We start from the raw sequence: 12,927 nt of genomic DNA, 5'->3' as shown, positions 1-12,927 counted from the left end.
GACTCAATAGATGATGCCTTTCATCAATAGCCAGATCAGGCTCGTGGTGGCCATGGCGTAATGATATGGGCGCTGTCGCTTCCCTGAGCCCGTGGCAATGTTCCTGCAATCTGCTCGTGTGGCGTTCCCAGAGAAATAGCACTGACTTCATCCAGCCGTGCTATTTGATCTTCACTTAGCGTTACATTTAATGCGAGTAGCGCGTCGTCCAACTGTGCCAGCGTGCGCGAACCCAGAATGGGGATCAAACTGGTGCTGGAACGGGCGGACTTATGCCGCAGCCAGGCGATAGCAATCTGTATTGGCATGACGTTCAAATCGTTTGCCACGCGAAATACCTCATCCAGCAAGGTCGTATCTTGCTCTGTGTGTAGTAATCTTCCGCCAAAACCGATCAGTCGACCTTCTTTACTTTGACGGTATTTTCCCGTCAGCAAACCGCCACCCAGCGGAGACCAAAGCGTTGCAGCCAGCCCCATTGCTTCAGCCATCGGCAGTAGTTCTCGTTCTGCGGTGCGCTGTACCAGGCTATATTCCACCTGAATACCGGCAATGCGTGACCAGCCGCGCAGTTCCGCCATGGTGTCCGCTCGGGCAATACGCCAGGCTGGGAAATTAGAGAAGCCTGCGTATTGGATTTTCCCTGCTCGAATGAGATCGTCGAAAGCGCGAACAATCTCTTCAAGCGGGGTTAGCCGATCATCAAAGTGCGCCCACAACAGATCAACACGATCGGTTTTTAGTCTCTTCAGGCTGTTTTCTACCGATGAAATCATGTTCTTGCGGCTATTGCCTGTTTGGGAAATTCCGGCATCCAGCATGGCACTTAAGGTGTATTTCGTCGCCACGACAAAATGATCGCGTTCTGAGGCAATGAATTCTCCGACCATCTGCTCAGATTGGCCTAACTGGTAAGCATCTGCCGTGTCGATGAAGTTACCGCCAGCGTTGGCATAACGATCAAACACCTGTTTAGCCTGCTCTTTTTCTGAACCATACCCCCAACCTGTGCCAAAATTTCCTGTTCCGAGAGCCAGCTCTGAAACGCGTAAACCCGTATTCCGCCCAAACGTCGAGTATTTCATACTGTTCATTCCATATTTAAATGTTGATTGACATTTATTATATATGTCATACATCATTTATAAGTGCAAGCAGGGTGGCATTCTCTTTACAAGAGACGATGCTAACAGGGGTTGCTTAACTGCATGAATTGCGTTTTTAATCCATGTTCAACGCCGCTATGGCGTTAAACCTTAAAAGGAAATATCCATGTCTGACGATATTCTATTTAGTCCCTTCACGGTGAAAGGGTTGACCCTTCCCAATCGCATCGTTATGGCACCCATGACACGAGGTATGGCAGAAGAGGGGGTTCCCGGTCTGGCGAATGCGGAATATTACCGACGCCGTGCCGAAGGCGGCGTAGGACTGATTCTTACAGAGGGGACGGTGGTCGATCGTCCCGCTTCGCGCAATATGCCAGGAATACCATTTTTCCACGGTGAGGCAGCGCTAGCAGGCTGGGATGCGGTGGCTAAAGCGGTTCATGCCGCTGGTGGTCGTATTGGCCCACAAATTTGGCATACGGGGTCAACGCACGGTCGTGGCTGGGAACCGGATGCCCCTGTTGAAAGCCCATCGGGACTGGTTGGGCCGGATGAGCCCCGTGGTGTGGTGATGACGGAAGAAGCTATTGCCGATACCGTAGCGGCTTTCGCCCGCGCAGCAGTCGACGCCAAACGGTTGGGGTTTGACACGCTGGAGTTGCATGGCGCGCATGGCTATCTGATCGATCAATTCTTCTGGCCGGGTACGAATAAGCGTACAGATGTTTTCGGCGGAGCAACGATCCGTGAGCGTTCTCACTTTGCCGCAGAGATTATTCGCGCGGTCCGAGCCGCTATTGGTGACGATTTCCCGCTGATCCTGCGCGTGAGTCAGTGGAAACAGCAGGATTACCGCGCACGGCTTGCCACTTCCCCACAGGAGATGATGGACTGGTTGGCACCGCTGGTTGAGGCGGGTGTGGATGTTCTCCACTGTTCCCAGCGTCGTTTCTGGGAGCCGGAATTCCCCGAAATTGACGGGGCTGAAGGGTTGAACTTCGCCGGTTGGGCGAAGAAGCTGACAGGTGCGGCGACAATCAGCGTTGGCTCGGTAGGGCTGAGCTCGGATTTCTTTGCGGCGTTTGGTGGCGAGGGTTCCGGTACGGCAGCGCTAGACAATCTGTATGCGCGCATGGAGCGAGAAGAATTTGATTTGATCGCGGTCGGCCGAGTTCTGCTCTCTGATGCGCAATGGGTACAAAAAGTACGTGCAGGACAGACTGATAAGTTGCGCGGTTTTGATGCAGCGGATTTAGCCGTACTGGCATGATAGTTAGGTGCCGCAGTTGAGCAACGCTGTGGTACTTCATCGAAGTTTAGGAATATTAATGTGAAACTGACAACGGCTCTCACCTACACGATATGTGCAGTAGATAGCATTGGGTGGATTTACTTCAGAGAGGATTCACTTTGCGGAAGTGGTGGGTCGTGCAGGATGACTCGGCCTTTGGCCTCGCCCCTTCGGGGTCAACGCTGGCGCGTTGCTGTCTCGCTTCGCTCGGCTCAAACCTGAGCGCAGGTTATTCGCCTTATTCTAAGGCTCACCCTTGCAGGGCCAACGCAAGCGTTGTTCAAAACCATTTTTAATGATTTTGTCTCACCTACACGACACGTATAATAATATAGTATTTGGTGGATTTACTTCAGAGAGGATTCACTTTGCGGAAGTGGTGGGTCGTGCAGGATTCGAACCTGCGACCAATTGATTAAAAGTCAACTGCTCTACCGACTGAGCTAACGACCCGCAGAAGTGGTGGGTGATGACGGGATCGAACCGCCGACCCCCTCCTTGTAAGGGAGGTGCTCTCCCAGCTGAGCTAATCACCCACTTCTGTACTACATTTACTTCTTGTGTTACTTCAACTTCTAATAAGAAGACCAGCTGGTAGAGATTGGTGGGTGATGACGGGATCGAACCGCCGACCCCCTCCTTGTAAGGGAGGTGCTCTCCCAGCTGAGCTAATCACCCAATCTCAAATCTTCTTACTCTACACAGCGAGCGACTCTTACTTAATTCTAGTAAAGAGTGGTGGGTGATGACGGGATCGAACCGCCGACCCCCTCCTTGTAAGGGAGGTGCTCTCCCAGCTGAGCTAATCACCCCCGCTGTGTGGAGTCGCATTATAGGGATACTTGAATATGAGTCAACGCTTTTTAAAACTAAAATGATTGTTCGTTGCAAAATTAGGCAAGGCGTCGTATTTATCGCCGCTGGTGCTGCATCCTTGCGCAATTCAGCGAGGTATCTGGTCATTTCTACCAGAATAAAAGCGTGTGCGGCATGTTACGGCGTTGAGGAATCGAAGCAGAGTGATAGAATGTTGCCCACTTTTGTTCTCTGAGCTGATGTCGGTATTGCCGACAGCCGTTGCGTAATAAGGCTGTAATCCCAAATGAAAATCAAAACCCGTTTCGCCCCTAGTCCTACTGGCTATCTTCATGTCGGTGGCGCTCGTACCGCACTTTACTCTTGGCTGTTTGCCCGTCATCAGGACGGCGAGTTCGTGCTGCGTATTGAAGATACCGATTTGGAGCGTTCAACTCAGGACGCGATTGATGCCATTATGGATGGTATGAACTGGCTGAGCCTGAACTGGGATGAAGGCCCGTACTACCAGACTAAACGTTTTGACCGCTACAACGCCGTTATTGATCAGATGCTGGAAAACGGCACGGCCTATAAGTGCTACTGTTCTAAAGAGCGTTTGGAAGCACTACGCGAGCAGCAGATGGAAAAGGGTGATAAGCCACGTTACGACGGCTGTTGCCGTGGTTCTCACGAACATCATGCTGATAATGAGCCACATGTTGTACGTTTCCTTAACCCACAAGACGGTTCGGTTATCTTTAATGACCGTATTCGTGGGCCGATCGAATTCAGCAACCAGGAACTCGATGACCTGATTATTCGCCGCACTGACGGTTCACCGACTTATAACTTCTGTGTTGTTATCGATGACTGGGATATGGAAATTACACACGTCATTCGTGGTGAAGACCATATCAACAATACGCCGCGTCAGATCAACATCCTGAAAGCGCTGGGTGCACCGGTGCCGGAATATGCGCATGTGTCGATGATTCTGGGTGACGACGGTAAGAAATTGTCCAAACGTCATGGCGCAGTCGGTGTGATGCAATACCGCGATGACGGCTATCTGCCGGAAGCTCTGTTGAACTATCTGGTGCGTTTAGGCTGGTCATCTGGCGATCAGGAAATCTTCTCCATTGATGAGATGAAGTCTCTGTTCTCACTGGATGCCGTCAACAAATCGGCAAGCGCTTTTAATACTGAAAAGCTGCAATGGTTGAACCACCACTATATTAACCATCTGCCAGCAGAATACGTGGCAACGCACTTGTCATGGCATATTGAGCAAGCGGGTATTGATACGCGCACCGGGCCGCAGTTGAGTGAACTGATTGGCTTGCTGGGCGAACGTTGTAAGACGCTGAAAGAGATGGCGGACTCTTGCCGTTATTTCTATGAAGATTTTGCTGAGTTTGATGCCGATGCTGCGAAGAAACACTTGCGCCCGGTCGCCCGTCAGCCGCTTGAGCTGGTTCGTGAGAAGCTGGCGGCAATTAGCGATTGGACAGCGGAGAACATCCATCACGCTATTCAGGGCACGGCAGATGAGCTGGGTCAGGGGATGGGGAAAGTCGGTATGCCATTGCGTGTTGCGGTAACGGGCGCTGGCCAGTCTCCGGGTGTTGATGTGACTGTACAGGCGATCGGCCAACAGCGTTCGCTGGCGCGTATTGATAAAGCACTGGTGTTTATCGCGGAGCGTGAAGCCCAGCAGTAATCGCTATTGCGTGAATAGCGTTATATAGAACAGACCCCGGCAAAATGTCGGGGTTTTTTATGACATCAAATAATGATTATTGACCGGCGATAGTGACCGCTTTGCCTATGGCATCCGGGATGACGTCGCCGTGTCCTTTGCCAGGGAACAGAATAAAGTCGGTTTTTGTGCCCTGTTCGTTGAGTTGTGCGACCAGCGTTTTTGCTCTTTCCACCATTTTTCTTTGGCTGAGCCGTTCCGCCCGCTTTTCATCAACGGCTTTACCTGCCTGAGTTTTGACAGGTTCATCCTCATTTTCTCCAGCTGTGACAGTAATCGACAGCGGCGGTGTAGCGAGCAGCGGCGTTCTTACCGGAATCACAACACCGTTTCCCCACCAGATAGATGGGCTCGCAGCGATATAACGCTGGAAAGATTCGGTGTGGTTAAAAAGCGTATAGAGCGTAAACAGGCCACCGAAAGAGTGCCCGGCCAGCGTTTGTTTTTGCTTATTCACGGCGTAGTTCGCTTCAACCCAGGGTTTTACCGTGGATTGCAGGAATTGATAAAACGCCTCAGCTTCGCCGCCCGCGGCAAAATCTGGGTCGGTAATCGTTGTTGGCGGCGTGTAGTCACGCGTGCGGGCGGGAACATCGTAAGGTTTATCGATCGGATAACCGACAGCGACAATCAGCGGTGCCACGCCATTTTTCGCGTTGTAACTGTTTACGGCAACCGGAAACTGGGCATTACCGTCCAACATGTACAGCACCGGATAGCCGCCTTCTGGCACGGGTTGACGGGGAAGCGCGATGAAAAGTCGATAAGCATGTTGTTCGCCACTTTGCATCTCAACGTGCCTGATTTCAAATTGGGCTTTTGCTTGTTCGGTAATATCGGGAATGGTTGGCTGCGCCCGAACGGGCAACATGCCAGACACAGATACCATCAGAGAAAATACAATCATAGAAAAATAGCGCATGTGCGGAGTGCTTAATAGAAGACAGAAGCGTAACGTAAATTGATGATAATAAATCGCGTTATCGTTGGCAGCTTTTTATTGTACTTATGATGATATGACACCGAAATTGCCGCCTGTTTTTTCTTACCTTTGGCGTCTTTTTCAGCGGTTAATCGGATAAGCGGATTTAGCCGTTGACACTGCGAATCGGGTTTCATATTATGCGACGCGTTCGCACAGTACTTGCTTTCACGGTGATGCTGTAAGATACGGGGCTATAGCTCAGCTGGGAGAGCGCTTGCATGGCATGCAAGAGGTCAGCGGTTCGATCCCGCTTAGCTCCACCAAACACTCCCTCTGTTTGGTTGATTATCGTGAACATTCCACACGTTGTGGGGCTATAGCTCAGCTGGGAGAGCGCTTGCATGGCATGCAAGAGGTCAGCGGTTCGATCCCGCTTAGCTCCACCAAATCATCGCATTACTTCCTATTATTTATTCCTTTCGATTTATCCACATTCAATCAATGTTTTTCATTGGCTTAATACGCTTGTAAGCGACTTCTTGTTAACGATTTTTTATAAATGCTTCTTTATAAACGGTTCTTTGTAAAGGATAGTTGGTTGCCCCCATTCTTTGAAAGCAACCAAACTGTTGCACTTAGATCTCTTCCGGAAGCCTTGGCATCCAATCTATTGGCGATAATCCTTGCTGTTCCAGAAGCTGATTGGCCTGCGAAAAATGTTTACAGCCCAGAAATCCACGATGTGCAGACAGTGGAGAAGGGTGCGGTGATTTCAGAATATGGTGGCGCTTCTGGTCAATGATGTTGCCTTTTTTCTGTGCATGTGAACCCCACAAGAGAAAGACCAGGCCTTCCCGCTGTTCATTCAATGCGGCAATGACGCGATCGGTAAAGGTTTCCCAGCCCAGATTGGCATGCGAGTGCGCTTGCCCGGCCTCAACCGTTAATACGGTGTTTAGCAGTAAAACGCCTTGTTCCGCCCAGCTTTGCAGAAAACCGTGTCGTGGAATTTCAAACCCAGGGATGTCGTTTGCCAGCTCTTTATAAATATTGCCCAGGGAAGGCGGAGCGGGGACACCCGGACGTACAGAAAATGACAGTCCGTGTGCCTGATTCGGGCCGTGATAGGGATCTTGTCCCAGAATGACGACTTTGACCTGATGCAGTTCGGTAAAACGGAACGCGTTGAAAACATCTTTCTGAGGGGGATAGATCGTCTTACCCGCTGCTCGTTCTTTCCCAACAAATTCAAGGGTATTGATGAAGTAAGGCTGCTGCTTTTCTTGTGCCAGCACGTCATGCCAGGTGAGAGAGGTCGCCATCATGCACTCTTTTTTTACAGGTTGAATGGTGTTGTGGGTAGCTTACCGATCTATCGTGCTCAGGTAAAACCGTAACCACGATTGTCGGGATTAAAGAGGGTTTTTTGAAAAAAAATTGAAAATTTACAAAAATATTTGCAATTGAGTGCTTTTGTAAAATTGATATAAAACAATAAATTGCCTTCACGTAGTGGGATTGCAGGGTTTTAAAATTGATTTAAGTCAAAGATGTCTGGCTATCAGGCTGGTATATAAGAGGGCAGAGGCAAACAGTTTTATACGATCGTTACGAAATTTGGCATTTTTCTGCCGATAGCGATTTTAACTCAGTTAGTTTTTAACTAAGACAATAACACGCCGTTTTACGGAGGCAATTATGGTTACTGGTATTCAAATCACCAAGGCTAACGACAGCGCGCTGATCAATTCTTTCTGGTTGCTGGACGAAGAAAAATCACAGGCACGTTGCGTATGTGCGAAATCAGTTTATAGCGAAGATCAAATCGTTCCAGTGAGCGATCTGGGTCAGATCGAGTATCGTGAAATTCCACTGGAAATCAAACCTGAAGTACGTGTGGAAGGTGGTCAACACCTGAACGTAAACGTCCTGCGCCGTGAGACGCTGGAAGATGCTGTTAAGCACCCGGAAAACTATCCGCAGTTGACTATCCGCGTATCTGGCTACGCTGTTCGTTTCAACTCACTGACGCCGGAACAACAGCGCGACGTTATCGCTCGTACTTTTACCGCCAGCCTGTAAGTTGTTACTGAAGCCTTAACAAGAAGGGAGCCGAAGCTCCCTTTTTTACATCTGTGTTTTTATTGTGTTTACAGCAACGGTTTTATTCGCTGGTCGGCTCACTGGTTTTCTGCGTGGGTTGACGACGCTTACCAATGTTTTTACTATCGCGATCGCGAACTTTCACTTTAACTTTTTCTTTTTCCTTCTCTTTTTTCTCTTTCCGCTTAGCGAGCACTTTTTTCGACGGTTTGCCCGTCGTTTTGGCGCTTGGCGCTTTGGTTTCTGGGCGGAGTTCCTCAATGATGCGTGGTTTTAGCGGCTCATTCAGGTAACGGCTGATTTTTCCCAGTAGCAGATGATCGTGCGCTTCAACGAAAGAGATGGCACAGCCTTTGCGACCCGCGCGACCGGTGCGGCCGATGCGGTGAAGGTAAGTATCTGCGGTGCGCGGTAAGTCGAAGTTAAATACGTGGCTGACATCATTAATATCAATACCACGCGCTGCGATATCTGTTGCCACCAGCACGTTAACCCGGCCGTCACTCATACGTTTGATCGCTTCGTTACGCTTAGCTTGCACCATTTCGCCTTCGAGATAGCACGAGTTAATGCCAGCTTCACGCAGCCAGGCTACCAGCTCATGCACTCGCTCACGCTTACGTACAAAGATGATAGAACGCGTAACATCTGGCTGTTTTAACTGATGGCAGAGCAGGGCTGTTTTGTGTTTGAGATCGTCGGCGCGGTAATACCATTGCAGAATTTTTTTACGTTCCCGACGAGAGGGATCGGATTCGACTTCAACGGGTTCGTTGAGCAGACGTTCGGCGAAATCCTTGATCGCATCCCCTTCCAGCGTCGCAGAAAACAGTAGCGTTTGCTTGCGCCAACGGGTTTCCCCAGCAATGTGTTCAATATCCTGGGCGAAGCCCATATCCAGCATTCTGTCCGCTTCATCTAGAATCAGCGTTTCTACCGCGCGGCAATCGAAGTTTTCTTCTTTGATGTATTGCAGCAGACGGCCAGTCGTCGCGACGACGATATCCTGATTTTCGCTGAACACTTCTGCGTGGTTCATATAGGCCACGCCGCCAGTGATCGTGGCGATATCCAGATGCGTATGTGCCGCGAATGCACGCGCCTGATCGGCTACCTGCATGGCGAGTTCACGGGTTGGTGTGAGGATCAGAATACGAGGTGGACCTGATTTTTTACGAGGAAAATCGATAAGATGCTGCAAAACCGGCAGCAAATAGGCGGCGGTTTTACCTGTTCCTGTTGGCGCGGAGCCTAGCACGTCACGGCCTTCCATTGCCGGAGGGATTGCCTCGGCTTGAATCGCAGTCGGACGTTCATAACCCATATCACGCAGGGCGTCTAACAGGCTTTCATCAAGATCGAGCTCGGAGAAATTGGTTACAGTCATGGTCTACCTCTATTTGGGGCGCCGATTATAGACGGATTGGCCGATTTCTTCACCTGTTTAAGCAGACATCGACACTTTTCCTGCGCTGATGTTTCACCTATGCTACTGCGGTTTGCGTTTGGAATCTTATTTTCATGAGTCATCAGGCTGATAATAAACTGACATTGCGTCGGGATGGATTTACCTTCAAGCAATTCTTTGTGGCGCACGATCGCTGTGCAATGAAAGTGGGAACCGATGGTATTTTGCTGGGAGCTTGGGCTCCGGTTTCCTCTGCCACGCGAATTCTGGATATCGGCAGCGGTTCCGGCCTCCTCGCGCTGATGCTTGCACAGCGTTCTGAACCACATGTTCTCATTGATGCCGTCGAACTGGATAGCGCTGCGAGTCAGCAGGCGAAAGACAACGTTGTTGCCTCGCCATGGGCTGACAGAATCGCGGTCTATGCCGAGGATATCGTGAATTTCGCCGCGATGCGATGCGCCGATTATTCGTTGATTGTCAGTAATCCGCCTTATTTCCAGCCTGGGATCGCGTGTGGTTCGGTTGAGCGTGAGCAGGCGCGTTATACCACCTCGTTAACCCATGAAGCGCTATTGCACTGCGCGCATCAACTGCTGATGCCCGAAGGGCTTTTTTGCGTGGTGTTGCCCGTTCAGGTTGTGGTGCATTTTCTTCCTCTGGCGCAGCAACATCATTGGTTTGTTCATCAGCAGCTTCGCGTATCGGAACAGGAAGATAAAACTGCGCACCGCGTTTTGCTGGCGCTGTCTCGCCAGAAACGGGCGTGTGTGAACTCCGCATTGGTAATCCGTGATGCAGCAAAGCGTTATTCGAGCGATTTTCAGCAACTGACAAAAGATTTCTATCTTTTCATGTAGCTGGCAGACGCATTATCGCCGCGTCTGCCTTTTCTAACTGACTTATGGCACCAGAATGGTTGGTGTCGGTGCCTCGAACTGTTCTGGGTAGTCCAGCGTGTAATGCAGCCCACGGCTTTCTTTTCTTTCCAGCGCACAGCGGACGATGAGTTCGGCGACCTGCACCAGGTTACGCAGTTCCAGCAGATTGTTGGAAATACGGAAGTGGGCGTAGTACTCGTTGATTTCCTGCTGGAGCAGATGGATACGGCGTTGCGCCCGTTCCAACCGTTTAGTGGTACGCACGATCCCAACGTAGTCCCACATAAACAGACGCAGTTCGTGCCAGTTATGCTGGATCACCACCTGCTCGTCGGAATTGTCGACCTGACTTTCATCCCAATCCGGCAATTTTTTTACCGCTTTGATTTGCGGCAATCGTTGCAAAATATCCTCGGCGGCTGACCAGCCATAAACCAGACATTCCAGCAGTGAATTGGACGCCATGCGGTTTGCGCCGTGTAATCCGGTATAGCTGACTTCGCCAATCGCATACAGACCGTCAAGGTCGGTACGTCCATGCTGGTCGACCATCACACCACCGCAGGTATAGTGTGCTGCCGGTACGATCGGTATCGCTTCTCGCGTCAGATCGATGCCAAGAGACTGTAATTTTTCATCAATAGTGGGGAAGTGTTGTTTGATGAACGCTTCGGGTTTGTGGCTGATGTCCAGATACATGCAGTCTGCACCAAGCCGTTTCATCTCATGGTCGATCGCTCGGGCGACCACATCACGCGGAGCCAACTCGTCTCTGGCATCGAAATCGGGCATAAAACGTGTGCCGTCGGGGCGTTTAAGGTACGCGCCTTCACCGCGCAACGCCTCCGTCAGCAGGAAGTTTCGCGCCTGTGGGTGGAACAGGCAGGTTGGGTGAAACTGATTAAACTCCAGGTTTGCCACGCGACAACCAGCACGCCAGGCCATGGCGATACCGTCGCCGGAGGAAATATCGGGATTCGTGGTGTATTGATAAACCTTAGATGCGCCACCCGTCGCTAAAACTACCGTTTTCGCCCGACAGGATTCGACGCGTTCGCGTTCACGGTTCCAGATATAAGCACCAACAATGCGGCGAGTACCGGGCAAACCCAGCTTATTAGAGGTAATTAAGTCGACGGCGTTGCAGCGTTCCATAATCCGAATATTCGGGTGGGATAACGCTTTTTGCACCAGCGTATTTTCTACTTCTTTTCCGGTTGCATCCGCGGCGTGTAGAATTCGGCGGTGGCTATGGCCACCCTCGCGCGTGAGATGGTATCGTTCTTCGCCGCTGGTGCTGGTTTCGGTATCAAATAGCACGCCTTGTTCGATCAGCCATTGCACGCAGTGTTTAGCATTACTGGCGATGAATTCAACGGCTTCCCGTTCACACAGGCCATCGCCGGCGATCAGGGTATCTTCGATATGAGAATCAATGGTATCGGCTTCATCGAAAACAGCAGCGATGCCGCCCTGAGCATAAAATGTCGCACCTTCGTTCAGCGGGCCTTTGCTTAATACCGTCACGTTGGCCTGAGAAGCCAGACGCAATGCCAGTGAAAGCCCGGCAGCGCCGCTGCCAATGATTAAAACATCACAGACGTATTCAGTGGTCGTTTGCATGGTTGTGTCGTGGATGCAAAAAGAAGAGGAAATCTGATGGTAGCACCCAATGGTCGGTTGCTGTATTGGTTTTTAGCCTCTTCTCTACGCTATAAAGAATAAGCGAATGACGTCATAGGGTGAATCGTGCGAATACCCTGGATTTATCGTATCATCCTCGCAAGAGCGTAGAAGCCTCAGATGAAGACCGTGTGTTCAGATAAATACAATGTGTTCAGATAAATACAATGTGTGATGAAGAGAATGCGTCATGATACGCATCGCAAAGACGAGTAACGGTGCTAAGTAAAAGAAAAAATGATGACCCGGAACTTTATTGAATGTCTTGGTTCTAATGAGGAGCTTGCTCTAAATATGACTTATATAGCTGGCAGTACTATTTTGTGTGTGGAGAACGGTTTGAGTAGAGATTACCTCGGATGAGCGAGCAACTGGCAGATCAGGTTCTGGTCGAGCGAGTCCAAAAAGGCGATCAAAAATCGTTTAACTTATTGGTCGTTCGTTATCAGCATAAGGTAGCGAGCCTGGTATCGCGGTATGTTCCACAAGGGGACGTGCCGGACGTGGTACAGGAATCGTTTATTAAAGCGTATCGCGCGTTAGAATCATTCCGCGGTGATAGTGCATTTTACACATGGTTGTATCGTATCGCCGTGAATACAGCCAAGAATTATCTGGTAGCTCAGGGGCGCCGCCCGCCTTCCAGCGACATTGATGCTAATGACGCGGAAAACTATGAAAATGCGGGTGCACTGAAAGAAATATCGAACCCTGAGAATTTAATGTTGTCAGAAGAACTACGAAGCATAGTTTTCCGAACTATCGAGTCTTTGCCGGAAGATTTACGTTTAGCGATCACGCTGCGTGAGCTGGACGGTTTAAGCTACGAAGAGATTGCCGTGATTATGGATTGTCCCGTCGGCACGGTTCGTTCTCGTATTTTTCGGGCGCGGGAAGCTATTGATAATAAAGTACAACCGCTTATTCAGCGCTAGCGAGCGTTTCCAGCTATCCGCATGACTAATGATGG

The 12,927-nt window shown here is 50.2% G+C and carries 10 protein-coding genes, 6 tRNA genes and 1 other RNA gene; 7 read left to right on the top strand and 10 right to left on the bottom strand.

Features of this window, described 5'->3' with window-relative positions; genetic code table 11:
- Positions 1–35: 35 nt before the first annotated feature.
- On the bottom strand, positions 36–1,085 hold the full coding sequence (locus tag E2566_RS15790; RefSeq protein WP_107170785.1) for an aldo/keto reductase: 1,050 nt from the start codon (positions 1,083–1,085) through the stop codon (positions 36–38).
- A gap of 187 nt (positions 1,086–1,272) precedes the next feature.
- Here E2566_RS15790 and E2566_RS15785 point away from each other — a divergent pair, with 187 nt between their 5' ends.
- Positions 1,273–2,379 (top strand): NADH:flavin oxidoreductase, encoded by a 1,107-nt coding sequence (locus E2566_RS15785; protein WP_107170784.1) that lies wholly within the window; start codon positions 1,273–1,275, stop codon positions 2,377–2,379.
- Positions 2,380–2,528: 149 nt separating this feature from the next.
- Here the strand turns inward: E2566_RS15785 and E2566_RS15780 are convergent.
- From E2566_RS15780 to E2566_RS15760, 5 genes are all read right to left on the bottom strand, one after another.
- Positions 2,529–2,657, bottom strand: a non-coding RNA gene (locus tag E2566_RS15780) — RtT sRNA.
- 120 nt (positions 2,658–2,777) lie between these two features.
- Positions 2,778–2,853: transfer RNA gene (locus E2566_RS15775), tRNA-Lys, on the bottom strand.
- 7 nt (positions 2,854–2,860) lie between these two features.
- Positions 2,861–2,936 (bottom strand) — tRNA-Val (locus E2566_RS15770).
- Between the two features lie 66 nt (positions 2,937–3,002).
- Positions 3,003–3,078 (bottom strand) — tRNA-Val (locus E2566_RS15765).
- 58 nt (positions 3,079–3,136) lie between these two features.
- Positions 3,137–3,212, bottom strand: a tRNA-Val gene (locus E2566_RS15760).
- Between the two features lie 290 nt (positions 3,213–3,502).
- Here E2566_RS15760 and gltX point away from each other — a divergent pair.
- Complete coding sequence (gltX, locus tag E2566_RS15755; RefSeq protein ID WP_107170783.1) at positions 3,503–4,918, top strand: glutamate--tRNA ligase; 1,416 nt, start codon at positions 3,503–3,505, stop codon at positions 4,916–4,918.
- Between the two features lie 76 nt (positions 4,919–4,994).
- Here the strand turns inward: gltX and E2566_RS15750 are convergent, their stop codons facing one another.
- A complete protein-coding gene (locus tag E2566_RS15750; protein ID WP_240618662.1) occupies positions 4,995–5,864 on the bottom strand; it encodes an alpha/beta hydrolase in 870 nt (289 codons plus the stop codon).
- A 265-nt stretch (positions 5,865–6,129) separates the two neighbouring features.
- Here E2566_RS15750 and E2566_RS15745 point away from each other — a divergent pair.
- A tRNA-Ala gene (locus E2566_RS15745) sits at positions 6,130–6,205 on the top strand.
- A gap of 47 nt (positions 6,206–6,252) precedes the next feature.
- A tRNA-Ala gene (locus E2566_RS15740) sits at positions 6,253–6,328 on the top strand.
- Between the two features lie 189 nt (positions 6,329–6,517).
- Here E2566_RS15740 and ung read toward each other — a convergent pair.
- Positions 6,518–7,204, bottom strand: coding sequence for a uracil-DNA glycosylase (gene ung / locus E2566_RS15735; RefSeq protein WP_107170780.1), 687 nt, complete (start codon positions 7,202–7,204; stop codon positions 6,518–6,520).
- A gap of 376 nt (positions 7,205–7,580) precedes the next feature.
- Here ung and grcA point away from each other — a divergent pair, with 376 nt between their 5' ends.
- Positions 7,581–7,964 carry an autonomous glycyl radical cofactor GrcA gene (gene grcA / locus E2566_RS15730; protein ID WP_107170779.1) on the top strand — a complete coding sequence of 128 codons (384 nt, stop codon included), beginning with the start codon at positions 7,581–7,583 and terminating at the stop codon, positions 7,962–7,964.
- Between the two features lie 82 nt (positions 7,965–8,046).
- Here grcA and srmB read toward each other — a convergent pair whose 3' ends face one another.
- The gene (gene srmB, locus E2566_RS15725) at positions 8,047–9,372 is read right to left on the bottom strand and encodes an ATP-dependent RNA helicase SrmB (RefSeq protein WP_107170778.1); all 1,326 of its coding nucleotides are present in this window, start codon (positions 9,370–9,372) and stop codon (positions 8,047–8,049) included.
- Between the two features lie 134 nt (positions 9,373–9,506).
- Between srmB and trmN the strand changes: the two genes are divergently transcribed.
- The gene (trmN, locus tag E2566_RS15720; protein ID WP_107170777.1) at positions 9,507–10,253 is read left to right on the top strand and encodes a tRNA(1)(Val) (adenine(37)-N(6))-methyltransferase TrmN; all 747 of its coding nucleotides are present in this window, start codon (positions 9,507–9,509) and stop codon (positions 10,251–10,253) included.
- A 42-nt stretch (positions 10,254–10,295) separates the two neighbouring features.
- On the opposite strand, the gene nadB is transcribed toward trmN, so the two are convergent.
- Positions 10,296–11,897 carry an L-aspartate oxidase gene (gene nadB / locus E2566_RS15715; RefSeq protein ID WP_107170776.1) on the bottom strand — a complete coding sequence of 534 codons (1,602 nt, stop codon included), beginning with the start codon at positions 11,895–11,897 and terminating at the stop codon, positions 10,296–10,298.
- Positions 11,898–12,316: 419 nt separating this feature from the next.
- Here nadB and rpoE point away from each other — a divergent pair, with 419 nt between their 5' ends.
- Positions 12,317–12,892 carry an RNA polymerase sigma factor RpoE gene (rpoE, locus tag E2566_RS15710; protein WP_005973561.1) on the top strand — a complete coding sequence of 192 codons (576 nt, stop codon included), beginning with the start codon at positions 12,317–12,319 and terminating at the stop codon, positions 12,890–12,892.
- Positions 12,893–12,927 lie beyond the last annotated feature (35 nt).

The organism is Pectobacterium punjabense, from assembly GCF_012427845.1.
Classification (GTDB): Bacteria; Pseudomonadota; Gammaproteobacteria; order Enterobacterales; family Enterobacteriaceae; genus Pectobacterium; species Pectobacterium punjabense.
The sequence above is the reverse complement of the archived record's forward strand: the minus strand, read 5'-3'. Positions and strand labels throughout refer to the sequence as shown.

Coding starts and splice junctions, on each gene's coding strand:
- gltX (WP_107170783.1), top strand. CDS start 3,503: ATGAAAATCAAAACCCGTTTCGCCCCTAGTCCTACTGGCTATCTTCAT.
- nadB (WP_107170776.1), bottom strand. CDS start 11,897: ATGCAAACGACCACTGAATACGTCTGTGATGTTTTAATCATTGGCAGC.
- srmB (WP_107170778.1), bottom strand. CDS start 9,372: ATGACTGTAACCAATTTCTCCGAGCTCGATCTTGATGAAAGCCTGTTA.
- trmN (WP_107170777.1), top strand. CDS start 9,507: ATGAGTCATCAGGCTGATAATAAACTGACATTGCGTCGGGATGGATTT.
- rpoE (WP_005973561.1), top strand. CDS start 12,317: ATGAGCGAGCAACTGGCAGATCAGGTTCTGGTCGAGCGAGTCCAAAAA.
- E2566_RS15790 (WP_107170785.1), bottom strand. CDS start 1,085: ATGAAATACTCGACGTTTGGGCGGAATACGGGTTTACGCGTTTCAGAG.
- ung (WP_107170780.1), bottom strand. CDS start 7,204: ATGGCGACCTCTCTCACCTGGCATGACGTGCTGGCACAAGAAAAGCAG.
- E2566_RS15750 (WP_240618662.1), bottom strand. CDS start 5,864: ATGATTGTATTTTCTCTGATGGTATCTGTGTCTGGCATGTTGCCCGTT.
- grcA (WP_107170779.1), top strand. CDS start 7,581: ATGGTTACTGGTATTCAAATCACCAAGGCTAACGACAGCGCGCTGATC.
- E2566_RS15785 (WP_107170784.1), top strand. CDS start 1,273: ATGTCTGACGATATTCTATTTAGTCCCTTCACGGTGAAAGGGTTGACC.